Source organism: Nocardia sp. NPDC058633, from assembly GCF_042717045.1.
In the GTDB taxonomy this organism is placed as follows: Bacteria; Actinomycetota; Actinomycetes; order Mycobacteriales; family Mycobacteriaceae; genus Nocardia.
The window spans coordinates 1-14,282 of sequence record NZ_JBHXRA010000038.1; the positions used below are offsets into that span (position 1 = coordinate 1).

Consider the following 14,282-nt stretch of genomic DNA (forward strand, 5'->3'; position numbering starts at 1 on the left):
GGTGGTTGGGCCCCCCGACTTTTTCGGGGGGGTTTCGTTTTGGGTCATCCCCGATTATGACGACCTCGTTTTCGCAGAATCCGGGGGCCCCAAAACCCCGCGGCGCCAGCCGCCGATATCTCAGCCTTCGCGCTCGGCGAGCTCCACCAGAGTCGCGGCGAGCTGGAAGAACTTGTTGCTACCCAGGTCGGCGATGGTCTTGATCTTCAGCGCCTCGAGCAGCTGCTTGTCGTGCGCCTCGGTGAGGCCGGCCAGCGCCGACGGTGGCGCGGCGAGAATTTCCGCGAGCGTCTTGTCTTCGAATTCCTTGTCGAGGACTTTGTCGAGCACCACGTTTACGGCCATGCGAACTCCTTCGAACGAACCTCGGATGTGCTGGGCGAGACGAATGCGCCCCGTAGCGACCATAACTCGGTTCGGACACCGAGTGGGGGGCTTGGGGCGGGTCGGCGGCATGTTCTGCGTGGTTGCCTGTTCAGGGGCCTTACTCCGGCGGTGTTGTGCCTGTTCAGGGCGTGTCGGCGCGTGTGGGGCTACCGCCCCGTTAACCGTGTGTCGCATGCCACTTGGCGCAAGCGGGCCGCAGGGCTTGCGGAGGGTTTGCTGGATGGCGAATTACCAACTCTTGGTTTGTTTTTCGCCACAAGAAAATTCCCGAACCACTGATGCAGAGTCTCGCGCAGGTATGTACTCTCGTGCGGGAGGGCGGGTTCTCCGAGTCAGGGGAACCCGCTCATCGCCACTTCAGGGGCACTTTTCGCGGCAGTTCGCCGCAGGATCCGCGCACTCGGCTCAGCGGGGCGGGCGACCGGAAATATTCCGACAAACCGGGCGTTAGCTGGCTGTCCTCAGCGGACCGAAACCGGCCGACGCACCTGAGCCACCGCATCGCGCCGATCCGGTGCCACCAGCACCGCGGTGATCGGCACCGTCAGGCCGAGCGCACCGATCACGAACATCGGGAACACCATGTCGAACAGCGACACTCCGGCCGGTGTCCGGATGCCCGGATCGATCGAGAACGTCAGCGCGGCGACGGCCGTGTAGTACACCGCGGCCACGCCGAGCGCGAACAGCACCGACACCAACACCCGCATCGGCAGTCGGCGCACCACCTGCGACACCCACAGCGTGGCCGTGCACAGCCCCATCGACACCAGTACCGACACCCCGATGAGCCCGAGGGACTCCTCCACGGTGCCCTGTACGGCCAGCGCGTCCAGGGTCAGATAGGTCGACAGGCCGACGCTGAGTCCCATCGTCAGCCCGCCGATGATGAGCCGCGGCACCTGCGTGGTCCGGCCACTGATCAGCAATCCGGCCAACACGCCGACCACCGCGATGGCCAGCGCCGCCGCACCGAGCGCGACGTTGTAGCGCATGGTGCTGTCGTTCACCCGCATCGCCAGCAGCGCCACCGAATTCGCCAGCCACAGCCCGACCCCGCCGAGCGAGACCGCCGCCATCGTCAGCCAGACCAGCCGAAATTTGATCGAGTACTTCGCATGCCGGATGCAGGCGAACGCCACCAGCGCCCCGAGCGCCGACAGATCGAGCGCAAGCCACGCGATACCGGTGCCGTGCGCGAAGGTCTCGGCACCGGTCGCGGCGAGCACATCAAGCACGCCTGCCTGCCCCTTCGAACTGCTGCGGCTCGAGCTGGGCGATGGCGTATTCGGTCACCGCCGCCAGTGCCTGCCTGACCTCGACGGCATTGCGCGCGTCGATGTCGACGATCGGGATGCCCTCGCGCACCGAGAGCGCTTCGCGCAGTTCGGCGATGGGAAAGCGCGGGGCGTTGGGGAACCGGTTCACCGCGATCAGGAACGGCAGTCCGCGCGCTTCGAAGAAGTCGACGGCGGCGAAACTGTCTTCCAGCCTGCGGGTATCGATCAGCACCACCGCGCCGATGGCACCCCGGATCAGGTCGTCCCACATGAACCAGAAACGCTTCTGGCCCGGGGTTCCGAACAGGTACAGCACCAGGTTGCCCGGCAGCACGATGCGGCCGAAGTCCATGGCGACGGTGGTGGTTTCCTTCTCGGGCGTCTCGGCGAGGTCGTCGATGCCGTCGGAGAAATGGGTCACCATCGCCTCGGTGCGCAGCGGCACGATCTCCGACACCGCACCGACGAACGTCGTTTTACCGGCGCCGAATCCGCCCGCTACGACGATCTTGGTCGAAGCGACCCGTTGTTCGGTTGCCGGCGGGCGCATGCCATCAGAGGCCACGGAGTCCACGCAAAGTCCTCTCCATCAGTGATCGGCGTTCGTCGTAGCTCGCCTGTTCGGTCAGCGTCGAATGCACTCGAAGAATCCCGCCCACTACGAGATCGCCGATCATCACCCGGACCATACCCAGTGGGCGACCAAGGTATGCGGCAATCTCGACGACAGATAGCCGATGTGTGGCCAGGCGCACGATTTCGATCCGCAAATCGCCTGCGGACCAGTCGTTGTGCGCTGTATAAGCGACCGTTTCCACGACCGCCTCCAAGGGCAGCGCGATCGCGGGCTCGGTGCGGCCGGAGGTCAGGGCATAGGGCCTGACACGTGTAGTCGGCCGGTGATCGGATCCGTAAGGGCTCGACATCTCACCTCAGCCGGCGGAGCGGGCGGTGGCGGTGACCGCCGAGCCCACCCGGTCGACGAGCAACGCCATCTCGTAGCCGATGCGGCCGATGTCGTGGCTCTTGTTGGCCAGAACCGCCAGGTGCGAACCGTTTCCGACGCTCATCACCAAGAGATAGCCGCGCTGCATCTCCACGATCGACTGCATCACCTTGCCGCCGTCGAACAGGTGCGCCGCACCCATCGACAGGCTGGCCAGTCCGGCGGTGACCGCGGCCAGCTGTTCGGCGCGATCGGCGGGCAGATGCGGACTGGTCGCCTGGAGCAGTCCGTCGGCCGAGACGAGCACCGCGTGCGAGACGCCGGGCACGTCGCGGGTGAAGCGGGCGACCAGCCAGTTCAGATTCTCGTCGGTGGGGTGCGCGTTGCTCATTCGAGGCCTCCGTCGTTGTGCTGGATCTCGGCACGGCCGCTGCGGACGCCGCTGAGATGTCGGGTCAGGTTGTTGCGGATCTCCTCGGGGTCGCGAGCACCCTCTTCCTCCGCGGGAGTGAGCCCACCGGGGACGAGCTGCGCGCCCGGCTTGCGGATCGGCAGCCCGCCGCTCGTTCGCGAGGATGTGGGCGGGTGGTCCGCCTCGGCGGCGGCCGACCAGCCCGCGTCGCCGGGAGCGCTCCACGACGCGCCGTTGCCGTCACCGGATTCGGCTGCCGAGGACGCGGGCTCGACGAGCCACTCCGAGACCATCCGCTGATAGATCGGGGTCGGCGCCGGGCCGGAGACCGGCTGTAAGCGGGTACTCGCCGTGGGCATCGGGTCGGCGTCGACGGGCCTCGATACCGGCTCCGGTTCCGGTCGCGTGGCAGGAGCCGAGGTCGCGGCGAGTTCGGCGAGCGCGCTCGCCGGGATGCGCTGGGGCAAGCCGAAGGGCGGCGAGTCGGTGGCGGACGTCGGCGGATCGGTGGCTACCGGGAGATCATCGTCGGTGTCGTGATCGTGCTCGGCCCACATTCCCGCCGGTGCCGCGTCGTCGTCCGGTTCGACCGTGGTCGGTGCCGGCGGTGGTGCCGGGACCGCGGACGGAACACGTTGCGGGAGACCGACACTGGTGAGTGCGGAGCCGGGCGTGCCGTTGGTCGGGACGAGCGGATTCGGACCCGTCGCCTCCACCATCGCGGGCGTGGGCAATGGCGAAGCGGGCAGATCCACACTGGTCACGGCGTCGAGCGAGACCAAGGGGCGCGGTCCGGTCGGCATGATCGGATTCGGTCCGGTGATGTCGGCCGGCGTCAGCGCGTACGGGCCGATCCCGGCGGGCGCGAGCGGGTTCGGCCCGGTCGAGACGAGCGGGTTCGGACCGGTGGCCGGGTTCGACGACGCGGGCGGCGGCGGCGCGACGAGCGCGCTGGGCAGATGCACGCTGGCGGTGATGCCCGGCTGCGGCGCCGCGCCGCTGGTGCGGCGCAGGCTGACGGTGATGGTGTGACGCTTGGCGAGCCTGCCCACCACGAAAAGACCCATGCGGCGGGCGGTTTCGATGGTGACCTCGCCACCGGAGGCGAGCCGGTCGTTGGTCGTGCGCAGATCCTCGGCCGACATGCCGAGGCCGCGGTCGGTGATCTCGATCAGATAGCCGCTGTCGACCGCCCGGCCGACGATGACCGCCACCGACGTGCTCGGCGGGGAGTAACGCAGCGCGTTGTCGATGAGCTCGGCGAGCAGGTGTTCGATGTCGACCGCGGACTCGCCGGCGACGACGCCGTCGGGCACATTGCCGATCTCGACGCGCTGGTAGTCCTCCACCTGCGAGACCGCGCTCCACAGCATGTCCGACAGCGGCACCGGCGGCAGGTGCCCGCGACGCAGCACGGTGCCCGCGAGTACGAGCAGGTTGTCGCCGTTGCGGCGCATGCGGGTGGCGAGATGGTCGAGCCGGAACAGGGTCTGCAGGCGCGAGGGATTGTCCTCGTCGTGCTCGAGTTCCTCGATGAGCGCGAGCTGCTGTTCCACCAGCGACTGACTGCGTCGCGACAGCGTCTCGAACATGTTGCCGATCTGCAGGCGAAGGCGGGCCTGGTCGCCGGCCAGGTTCAGGGCCTGCTCGTGGATCTCGTCGACGGCGCGGGCCAGCTGCCCGATCTCGTCGGTGGAATGCACACCCACCGGCGTGATCTCCGGTGTCGCGCCGCCGCTGCGGACCACGGCCAACTCGTCGGGCAGCTTCACGTGGGCCACCTCGAGCGCGTCGCGGCGCAGCCTGCGCACCGGCACCACCAGGGTGCGGGCCACCGCCAGCGCGAGCGCGAGGCCCGCCAGCAGCATGCCGAGCACCAGGGTGGTCTCGCGCAGGGCGCCGGTCTGCGCGGTGGCGGTATTGCTGTCGAGGGTGTGGTCGATGTTGTCGAGCAGCGCGGAGATGGTGGAGGAGTAGGTATCGGCGCTGACCTGCAGTGTGTTGAGCACCGCGGCGTTGGTGGTCGGGTCGCCGTTGTTCTGGCTGAACACACTGATCCGGGTCTGCACCGCGTCGAGCAGCGCCGCCTGGCTGCCCGCGTGCTCGGGCATGATCATCCCGTAGGTCTTGATCATGTTCGCTTCGGAACCGAGCTCGACGAGCATCTTCGCTCGCGCGCTCTGGCTGCGACCCGATTCGGGGGAGACGACCAGTGTGCGTTCGCGGGTGAGCACGCGGCGAGCCTGGTGCAGCGCGGTCAGCTGCAGGAAGTAGCGCTGCACGACGAAGTTCTCGACCTGCGGGGACTTGGACAGCGCGTTGCCGATCCGTTCGCCGATCTCGTCGGTCTGCTCGCCGACCATCGCGGGGGAGCCGCCGCGCACGGTATTGCGCAGGGTGGCGCCGGTGGTCGTGGCCGCGGTCAGTTCACTGGCGACGCCGGGGTCGATGCGGGCCGAGCGCAGCGCGCTCTGCACCTCGGCGAGCGCCTGGTCGTAGGTGGTGAGCGCGGCGTCGGTCTGCGGGTCGGCGATCGCCCCCCAATTGGCGGTAGCGGCGACGGCGAGTTGTTCGGTCGCGGTGGCGAATTTGACGACAGGACGGATGACGGTGGCCTGTTCGGTAGCCGCGCCGAGCTGCGTCATCGTCTGCAGCTCGTTGTTGATGCGCAGCACCGCGAAGGTGGTCGCGAGCATCACCGGCAGCACCAGCACCACACCGACCTTGCGCGTTACCGACCAGTTGGACAGGCTGAATTGCCAGGAGCGCGATGCAGGTTCCATCCGCGTGCGTTGCCTCTGCTTCCACGTGTGACCCCGGCCCGCGCGGGGAGGTCGCGGAGCGATGCGAGCGCAGAACCAACTGGAGGTCTTCTTTTACCGCAGGAAAGATACCGTGCCGAGAAGGCATCGGCAATCCGGGCCATGCGGTGGGTAATTCGCCGAATATGCGCTGACACAACGACGATTCGTTCGGGTTTGTCAAGACCTCCAACGGACAAAGCCGAGAACACGACGCTCGGCGCGCCGAGCCCTCTCAGTACGTTCTCAGTCGGTCACGGCAAACTACAGCACATGCGCATTCTGGTAGTCGACGACGATCGCGCGGTGCGGGAATCACTGCGCCGGTCACTGAGCTTCAACGGCTACACCGTCGACCTCGCCGTCGACGGTCTGGACGCACTCGAGAAAGTGACCGCATCCAGGCCCGATGCCCTCGTTCTCGATGTCATGATGCCGCGCCTGGACGGCCTCGAAGTGTGCCGGCGGCTGCGCAGTACCGGCGACGATCTGCCGATTCTCGTTTTGACCGCGCGCGATTCGGTGTCCGAGCGGGTGGCCGGGCTCGACGCGGGCGCCGACGATTATTTGCCGAAACCTTTCGCGTTGGAGGAATTGCTGGCGCGTTTACGGGCGTTGCTGCGTCGGCGAACGCCCGATCCCGGTGAAGCGTCGGAGGCGATGGTGTTCGCTGATCTGTCGCTGGATCCGGTGACACGCGAGGTTTCGCGCGGCGAACGCGCGATCAGCCTGACGCGTACCGAGTTCTCGTTGCTCGAGATGTTGATGGCCAATCCGCGCCGAGTGCTCACCCGAGGACGAATCCTCGAAGAGGTTTGGGGCTACGACTTTCCGACCTCCGGCAACGCGCTGGAGGTCTATATCGGCTATTTGCGCCGCAAGACCGAGGCCGACGGCGAGGAACGACTGATCCATACCGTGCGTGGCGTCGGCTACGTGCTGCGCGAGACACCTCCGTAGGCGGGCACCATGGCACACAAGGAACCCGCGGTCGCCGTTCTCGGCAGGCCGCTCGACGCGAGCGAGATGCGTCCGCCGACCCCGCTGACCCGCTCGGTGTCGCTGCGCTGGCGGGTGACCCTGCTGGCGGCGTCGGTGGTGCTCATCGCTGTCGCGGTGACCTCGATCGCGGCCTACGCGATGGTGGCCCGCGCGCTGTACGACGACGTCGACGCCCAGCTCGAGGCCCGCGCCGCGACCATGATCAACAACAATTTCGAGACCGCCGGTTTCCAGTCGATCGTGCTGGCCGGGCTGTTCTCCAACGATGTGGGCGTCGCGCTGATCTACGCCGGCCACAAGCCGTACATGCCGCCCCAGCAGACGCTTCCGCCGGTCGGTGCACAGGAACTCGCCGTGGCCGACGGCAAGATCAACTCCTCGCTGCGCACTGTCGGCGACCAGCGGGTGCTCGCCGCGCGCACCCACAGCGGCGCGACGCTGATCATCTCGCAGAAGCTCTACCGCACCCGTGAGGTGCTCGACCAGCTCGCGTGGTTGCTGTTCGTGGTCGGGGCCTGCGGCGTGGTGCTCGCCGCCGCGGCCGGAACCGCGGTGGGCCGCACCGGCCTGCGCCCGATCGCCCGGCTCACCGCCGCGACCGAGCGCGTCGCCCGCACCGACGACCTGACGCCGATCCCGGTGACCGGCGACGACGAATTGGCCAGGCTCACCGAGAGTTTCAACACGATGCTGCGGGCGTTGACCGAATCACGCGACCGTCAGCGCCGCCTCGTCGCCGACGCGGGCCACGAGTTGCGGACCCCCCTGACCTCGCTGCGCACCAACATGGAACTGCTCATCGCCTCGGGCAGGCCGGGCGCACCGCGACTTCCCGACGAGGACATGGCCGAACTGCGCGCCGACGTGGTCGCCCAGATCGGCGAGCTGTCGACGCTGGTCGGCGACCTGGTCGATCTCGCCCGCGAGGACGCTCCCGAAACGGTGTACGAGCGGGTGGATCTCGGCGAAGTGGCCGAGCGCGCGCTCGAGCGTGCCCGGCGCCGACGCGTGGGGATCACCTTCGTGGCCGATCTGCAGCCGTGGTTCGTCTACGGGCACGAGGCGGGCCTGGAACGGGCCGTCCTCAACGTTCTCGACAACGCGGCCAAGTGGAGTCCGCCCGACGCGGTCGTGCGGATCGCGATGCGCCCGGCCGGTCCCGGATTGCTGGAGCTGGCCGTCGGCGACGCGGGCCCCGGCATTCCCATCGACGAACGCGAACTGGTCTTCGAACGCTTCTACCGCACGACCGCCTCGCGCTCGATGCCCGGTTCCGGGCTCGGGTTGGCCATCGTCAAGCAGGTGGTGACCAAACACGGCGGCACCATCGCGGTGGACACCTCCGATCGCGGCGGCGCGCTGGTGCGCATCGTATTGCCGGGAGAGGCGCCGACCGTTCTCGACGAGTCCGACGCCGGGTGATCGCCGACGGAGTCTCGGCGAACTGATACCCCGATCTCAGGCGCCTCTCAGTAGCCGTCAGGAAGCTGGTCTGCAAGCGTGAGGAGACAGACACCATGACCGATGATCCCCAGCAGCACCCTGCCGACCGGCCTGCCGAGAGCGGCGGGCAACCGGAGTGGTCCACCGGTAGGGCGCCGATGCCAGGTGCACCCGCGTCGGGCGGGCCGTCGACGGTTGGGTACGGCGGTCAGGCTCCGTTCGGCGCGCACCAGGGCGACCAGACGCCCTTCGGTGGTCCTGCGCCTTTCGGCGGCCCGACGTCGTTCGGTGATCAGCATCCGCGGGGCGGTCCGGTGCCGCACAACGTCGCACCGCAGGCATTCGGCCCCGCGCCGACTCCGCAGCGCAAGCCGTTGCGACTCGGCCTGATCGCCGGAGCAGCCGCGTTGGCACTGGTCAGCGGTGGTGTCGGTGGTGTTGTCGGAGTGCTTGCCACCGACTCGAATTCCGCACCGGTGACCAACGCGCTCGAAGCGCCCAAGCCCGCGGTGAACAATGTCGCCAACGCGCCCGCCGGGTCCACCCAGGCGGTGGCCCAGCGGGTTCTGCCCAGTGTCGTGATGATCAAGGTGGCGGGGAGCAGGGCCTCCGGTGAGGGCTCCGGGGTGGTGCTGTCCACCGACGGGCTGATCCTCACCAACAATCACGTCGCCGCGGGCGCGGGCGCCTCGGCGAAGATGGAGGTGGTGTTCAGCGACGGCAGCACCGCGCCCGCCACCATGATCGGCGCGGACCCGGTCTCCGACCTCGCCGTCATCAAGGTCAGCGGCAAGAGCGGGCTCACCCCCATCGAGCTGGGCACCTCCGACGGTGTGGCGGTCGGTCAGCCGGTGATCGCGATCGGTTCGCCGCTCGGCTTGGCGGGCACGGTCACCACCGGCATCGTCTCCGCCCTCAATCGCCCGGTCTCCACCAGCGGCGAGGGCGTGCCGAGCCAGGTGAACCCGGTGATCGACGCGATCCAGACCGACGCCGCGATCAACCCGGGCAATTCCGGCGGCGCGCTGGTCGACGGACAGGGCAAGCTGATCGGTATCAACACCGCCATCGCCAGCCTCGGCGGCGAGGCGGCGGGCGGCACTCAGAGCGGGTCGATCGGCCTCGGCTTCGCGATCCCCGTGGATCAGGCGCGCCGGGTCGCCGACGAACTGATCAAGACCGGCCACGCCACCTACGCCCAGATCGGCATCAAACTGCGTCCGCAGGACAGCGCCGCGCGCGTACTCGAGGCCACTCCCGACGGGCCCGCCGCCAAGGCGGGCATCCCCGCCGGCGCCGTCATCACCCGCCTCGACGACCGTCCCATCGACTCCGGCGACGCGCTGATCGCCGCCGTCCGCTCACACCAACCAGGAGACAAGGTGAAGGTGACCTACACCGACGAACAAGGCGGCAATGCCGAGACCGTAGAGGTCACGCTCACCGCGGCGGCCGCGGAAGGCGGTCGATGATGCGATCGAACGCGAACCTGTCGTGCGTAGGCGCTACGGTGATGACCATGGACATCGATGCTCCCGTGGCAGGGCGTGCACTGGTTGTTGTCGTCGACGATCGGACGGCCCATGGTGGCGTCGACTCGCTCGGCCCGCTCGTCACCGAATTGCTCAACGAGGCCGGGTTCCTCGTCGACGCCTCGGTGACGGTGCAAGCCGAGGAGGTCGAGATCCGCAATGCCCTCAACACCGCGGTGATCGGCGGTGTCGACCTGGTGATCTCGGTCGGCGGCACCGGCATGTCGCCGCGCGATGTCACCCCCGAGGCCACCACCCAGGTGCTCGACCGTGAACTGCCCGGCATCACCGAGGCGCTGCGCGCGTCCGGCCGAGTGGCGGGGTCGCTCGACGCCGGTCTGTCGCGGGGCGTCGCCGGCATCTCCGGCAGCACCCTGGTGGTGAACCTGCCGGGTACCCGCGCGTCGGTCCGTGACGGCATGGCCACCCTCGGCCCGCTGGCCAGCAAGGTGATCGGCGAACTGTCCGGTCTGGACGAATGACGTCTGCTCCCGACGACGCGGTCCCCGGCCCCGATGATCAGGGCCGGGGGCAGGCTTCGGCGCAGGAGCTGCGGCGCAGAGCGGCCGAGGCCGCGCGGCTGGCGCGGATCTTCGGCGATGTGTTGCCGGAGACCACCGGTGACGAGCGCGGTGAGGGATCGCGTGGCTCCGGCGGGGACGAATGGTTACGGTCCCAGGTCCCGCCGCACCACGGGTGATCACCCCGTTATCTACGTAGCCGCTACGTAATAGGCGGCCTCGCAAAAGTCGTTTTCGACGTGAACATGAACTGTAGGCAAATACTGGAGACCACGCGAAAGCGTGGTCTTTTGTCGTTCTATGACCTGGATCGTCACCTACGACCCGTTCTTGTCAAGGCCTCGTGACAGGAACGTTGGCGAGTGCATAAATGCACGTCAAAGCATGTGGCGATGTACGAATGTGTGCTGGGCTTCACAGTGAAATTTACGAACTCTTTCATTGCCGTATCCGCGCATCGGCGTTTAATGTTCGCCATCGAGCCACCAACTATCGGTCCTCGCAGTACTCCCACTTCTGTGCGTTGAACCATCCGGTGGAACCCTGGCTCGGGTTCGCCACACCGGCCCCGGTCGTATCGTCGAAATAACAGTTGGTTACGTAACGGCAACAAAGGGGCGACACACTGATCTGGGCCCTGTGAGGTCCACTTGTCCGGCTTCGAAAGTCGAGGTCGGCTGTAAGACACCTGATGAGGGGAAGTATGAGCGAGAACCGCACCACCGGTGTGCGCCGTGGCGTCCGTGCCGCGGGCGTCGGCGCTGCCGCGGCCGCCGTGGCCATGGGCCTGCTGTCGACCGGTGCCGCCAATGCCGATACCTTCGTGCCGTTGCCGGACGGCCAGAAGGTCAGCCCTGCTGGCGTGACCATCACCCGCACCCACGAGTCCGCACTGATCTCGCCGTCGCTGTCCGCCAACGGCGCGGGTCGCGTCGTCTGGGTCTCGGGCACCGCGATCGCCGAGGTCACCCAGACCCCCGAGGGCGAGGCAGGCCCGTGGAACGGCCCGTCCGGTCGTCCCGGATCCAACAACTCCTCCACCCACGGCACCTCCCAGCTGAACACCGGCTACATCGTCGGTTGCCAGGTGAGCATCGCCGACGACGCGATCGGCGCCGGCGTGTCCGGCGGCGTCAGCACCGGTGGCGTGACCGCCGGCGGCTCGATCGGCGTCAACCTCGGCCCGGGTGAGGTCAAGTTCGTGCAGATCAGCTCGAAGGACATCCTGAAGGCCGGTACGTACGCGATCGATTACCAGGACGCGGAAATCGAGATCCAGGGCTGCGCCGGTTACGCGCAGGCCCGGGCGTACACCGTGGTCGAGATCATCGGCGACCACTACTCGAAGACCACCCTGTACGGCATGCCGTTCAGCATCGGCTGACGTCTTTCGACCGGTACGAATCTTCTTCTCGCTACGGCGAACTCACTCCTCGAGGGACAAATCCTATGATCAACCGTAAGTTCATGGCGAAGGTGGCGGGCGTCAGCGCTGCGGCCACCGTGGCCGTCGGCCTGTTCTCCACGGGCGCGGCCAACGCCGATACCTTCGTTCCGCTGCCGGGTGGACACATCACCAAGACGCTGTCCGACGGCACCGTCGTCGACATCGCCCTGGTCGGCGAGTCGGCCAACATCAGCCCGTCGATGGGCTCCACCCCGGTCCACCGCAACGCGTGGGTCTCGGGTAGCGCCCAGGTCTCCGTCTCCGACGGTGGCTCCGGCAAGATCTTCCCCGGCTACACCGTGGGTTGCCAGGTCAACATCGCGGGTGGCGGCGTCTCCGGCGGCGGCGACCTCGGCAGCGACTGGGAAGGCAACGTCGACGCGGGCGTCAACTCCGGCGGCGAGCTCTCGCTCGGCCCCGGCCAGTCGAAGTCGTTCTACGTCCTCGACATCGAAAAGGCCGACGACTACGGCTCGGAGTCGCACGGCAAGTCGAACAAGTTCAAGAACGGCTCGGGCTCGGTGACCTGGTCCGACGAGACCATCGGCCTCACCGGCTGCGGCGGCTACGCGCAGGCACGTGCCTTCGTGTCCGTCGAGGTCGAGACCGACAACGTCATCTCCTGGGTGACCCTGTGGGGCGCTCCGTTCAGCCTCGGCTGATCTGTTCGCATCCCGAACTCGAAACGGGCCGGTCGCTCCTGCGACCGGTCCGTTTTGTTGTGCGATCACCGTCGTCGCGCTGGACATTACGAGCCGATCTCATTATGTTGAACCCGAATCGCCTGCCCCGGCAGTCGAAGTCATCTTGCGTTTTTCGTTCGCCGATCGGTTGAGAGTCGCGCCGACGCGGTGACGACCAGCTTCTCGATCCACCTCCCGGCAGGGCGCAGCTGTCCTGTTGCCAGCGGTGCCTGTCCTGCGTGACACACCCCAGCTGGGTCCGGGCGCAACACAGATATCGGCCTCGATGGTCGAGGTCGGATTTGCGTATACCCCGAGGGGAAGAATGAGCGAGAACCGCACCAACCGCGGGCGTCGCGGCGCGTGGAGCGCGGGCGCCGCGGTAGCCGTCACGATCGGCCTGCTGTCGGCCGGTGCTGCCAACGCGGACACCTTCGTACCGTTGCCGGACGGCGAGAAGAAGGGCCCCGGTGTCACTTTGAGCCGTACCGGCGAGCATGCCCTCGTTTCCCCGTCGCTGGCCGCCAACGGTGCTGGTCGCGTCGTGTGGGTGTCGGGCAACGCGCGCGCCGACGTGCAGGTCACGCCGGAGGGTGAGGTCGGTCCGTACAACGGACCGGCGAACCGTCCCGGCTCCAACAATTCTTCGACGCACGGTGCGTCGCAGCTGAATACGGGCTACATCGTCGGCTGCCAGGTGAGCATCGGTGACGACGCGATCGCCGCCGGGCTGTCCGGTGGATTGTCGACCAGTGGCCCGTCGGCCGGTGGTGCGATCGGCCTGCACCTCGGCCCCGGTCAGGTCAGCTTCGTGCAGATCGATGCCAAGGACATTCTGAAGCCCGGCGTCTATTCGGTGGAGTACCAGGACACCGAGATCGAGGTGCAGGGCTGCGCGGGTTACGCGCAGGCACGGTCCTACTCGGTGGTCGAGATCATCGGTGACCACTACTCCAAGACCACGCTGTACGGAGCGCCGTTCAGCATCGGCTGATCATCGGTCGCATCGAAACTCTTTCTCGTTCACACGAATTCACCCTCGAGGGGTCACTGTGATGATCAACCGTAAGAGCATGGCGCGCGTGGCCGGTTGCACGGCGGCGGCGACCGTGGCGTTGGGTTTGCTGTCCACCGGTGCGGCCCATGCCGACACCTTCGTTCCGCTGCCGGGCGGCCACATCACCAAGACGCTGTCGGACGGAACTGTCGTCGACATCAGCCTGGTCGGCGAGTCCGCGAACATCAATCCGTCCATGGGGGCCACGCCCGCGCATCGCAACGCGTGGGTTTCCGGCAGTGCGCAGGTGTCGGTGTCCGGTGGTGGCAGCGGCAAGATCTTCCCCGGTTACACCGTGGGTTGCCAGGTCAATATCGCCGGTGGCGACGCGGCCGGAGACGGTGGGGGGGAAATCGTGGACGGCGTGGGCGGCGGCAAGGTGTCCTCCGGTGGCGAGCTCACCGTCGGCCCCGGACAGTCGAAGTCCTTCTACGTCCTCGACCTGGAAATGCCCGACGACTACGGCAACGAATCCCACAAGACCCGCAATGCCTTCACCGGCGGCTCGGGCTCGGTGACCTGGGCCGACGAAACCATCGGCCTGTCCGGCTGCGGCGGCTACGCCCAGGCCCGTTCTTTCGTGAGCGTCGAGGTGGAAACCGACAACGTGATGAGCTGGGTGACCCTCTGGGGCGCGCCGTTCAGCCTCGGCTGAGGAATCGGACCACGAAATCCGGGCCCTGCGCACCACGGTGCGCAGGGCCCGGGCGGGCTCTTATAAAAAAAAACGAGCCCCCGGGACACAAGGATATGTCGTATGCCGGCTTCGGG

15 protein-coding genes are annotated in these 14,282 nt (G+C 67.6%); 9 read left to right on the forward strand and 6 right to left on the reverse strand.

From position 1 onward, the window contains the following. Positions 1 to 120: 120 nt before the first annotated feature. The 6 genes from ACFWUR_RS29405 to ACFWUR_RS29430 all read right to left on the reverse strand — a co-directional run bounded on the left by ACFWUR_RS29405 (position 121) and on the right by ACFWUR_RS29430 (position 5,808). Positions 121 to 345 (reverse strand): hypothetical protein, encoded by a 225-nt coding sequence (locus tag ACFWUR_RS29405; RefSeq protein ID WP_378911173.1) that lies wholly within the window; start codon positions 343 to 345, stop codon positions 121 to 123. A 503-nt stretch (positions 346 to 848) separates the two neighbouring features. Next, positions 849 to 1,625 (reverse strand): MHYT domain-containing protein, encoded by a 777-nt coding sequence (locus ACFWUR_RS29410; protein WP_378911175.1) that lies wholly within the window; start codon positions 1,623 to 1,625, stop codon positions 849 to 851. Continuing rightward, the gene (locus tag ACFWUR_RS29415; protein WP_056813977.1) at positions 1,618 to 2,217 is read right to left on the reverse strand and encodes an ATP/GTP-binding protein; all 600 of its coding nucleotides are present in this window, start codon (positions 2,215 to 2,217) and stop codon (positions 1,618 to 1,620) included. The genes ACFWUR_RS29410 and ACFWUR_RS29415 overlap by 8 nt, the downstream gene beginning before the upstream one ends. A 4-nt stretch (positions 2,218 to 2,221) precedes the next feature. Next, positions 2,222 to 2,593 carry a DUF742 domain-containing protein gene (locus ACFWUR_RS29420; RefSeq protein WP_378911177.1) on the reverse strand — a complete coding sequence of 124 codons (372 nt, stop codon included), beginning with the start codon at positions 2,591 to 2,593 and terminating at the stop codon, positions 2,222 to 2,224. A gap of 6 nt (positions 2,594 to 2,599) precedes the next feature. After that, positions 2,600 to 3,004 (reverse strand): roadblock/LC7 domain-containing protein, encoded by a 405-nt coding sequence (locus tag ACFWUR_RS29425; RefSeq protein WP_056813970.1) that lies wholly within the window; start codon positions 3,002 to 3,004, stop codon positions 2,600 to 2,602. Further along, on the reverse strand, positions 3,001 to 5,808 hold the full coding sequence (locus ACFWUR_RS29430; RefSeq protein WP_378911179.1) for an ATP-binding protein: 2,808 nt from the start codon (positions 5,806 to 5,808) through the stop codon (positions 3,001 to 3,003). The genes ACFWUR_RS29425 and ACFWUR_RS29430 overlap by 4 nt, the downstream gene beginning before the upstream one ends. Positions 5,809 to 6,099: 291 nt before the next feature. Here ACFWUR_RS29430 and ACFWUR_RS29435 point away from each other — a divergent pair, with 291 nt between their 5' ends. The 9 genes from ACFWUR_RS29435 to ACFWUR_RS29475 all read left to right on the forward strand — a co-directional run bounded on the left by ACFWUR_RS29435 (position 6,100) and on the right by ACFWUR_RS29475 (position 14,166). Then, positions 6,100 to 6,786 carry a response regulator transcription factor gene (locus tag ACFWUR_RS29435; RefSeq protein ID WP_378911181.1) on the forward strand — a complete coding sequence of 229 codons (687 nt, stop codon included), beginning with the start codon at positions 6,100 to 6,102 and terminating at the stop codon, positions 6,784 to 6,786. A 9-nt stretch (positions 6,787 to 6,795) separates the two neighbouring features. Further along, complete coding sequence (locus ACFWUR_RS29440) at positions 6,796 to 8,250, forward strand: ATP-binding protein (RefSeq protein WP_378911182.1); 1,455 nt, start codon at positions 6,796 to 6,798, stop codon at positions 8,248 to 8,250. 95 nt (positions 8,251 to 8,345) lie between these two features. Then, positions 8,346 to 9,743: a S1C family serine protease gene (locus ACFWUR_RS29445; RefSeq protein ID WP_378911184.1), complete on the forward strand. Its 1,398-nt coding sequence runs from the start codon at positions 8,346 to 8,348 to the stop codon at positions 9,741 to 9,743. Beyond that, on the forward strand, positions 9,743 to 10,285 hold the full coding sequence (locus tag ACFWUR_RS29450; protein WP_378911186.1) for a molybdenum cofactor biosynthesis protein B: 543 nt from the start codon (positions 9,743 to 9,745) through the stop codon (positions 10,283 to 10,285). Before ACFWUR_RS29445 ends, ACFWUR_RS29450 begins: the two co-directional genes overlap by 1 nt. Beyond that, a complete protein-coding gene (locus tag ACFWUR_RS29455; protein WP_378911188.1) occupies positions 10,282 to 10,503 on the forward strand; it encodes a hypothetical protein in 222 nt (73 codons plus the stop codon). Before ACFWUR_RS29450 ends, ACFWUR_RS29455 begins: the two co-directional genes overlap by 4 nt. A gap of 524 nt (positions 10,504 to 11,027) precedes the next feature. Beyond that, complete coding sequence (locus ACFWUR_RS29460) at positions 11,028 to 11,708, forward strand: MspA family porin (protein ID WP_378911189.1); 681 nt, start codon at positions 11,028 to 11,030, stop codon at positions 11,706 to 11,708. A gap of 65 nt (positions 11,709 to 11,773) precedes the next feature. Then, positions 11,774 to 12,433 (forward strand): MspA family porin, encoded by a 660-nt coding sequence (locus tag ACFWUR_RS29465; RefSeq protein ID WP_378911191.1) that lies wholly within the window; start codon positions 11,774 to 11,776, stop codon positions 12,431 to 12,433. A gap of 346 nt (positions 12,434 to 12,779) precedes the next feature. Then, entirely contained in the window at positions 12,780 to 13,448 is a 669-nt protein-coding gene (locus ACFWUR_RS29470) for an MspA family porin (protein WP_378911193.1), read from the forward strand. 61 nt (positions 13,449 to 13,509) lie between these two features. Beyond that, on the forward strand, positions 13,510 to 14,166 hold the full coding sequence (locus ACFWUR_RS29475) for an MspA family porin (protein ID WP_378911195.1): 657 nt from the start codon (positions 13,510 to 13,512) through the stop codon (positions 14,164 to 14,166). Positions 14,167 to 14,282: the final 116 nt, after the last annotated feature.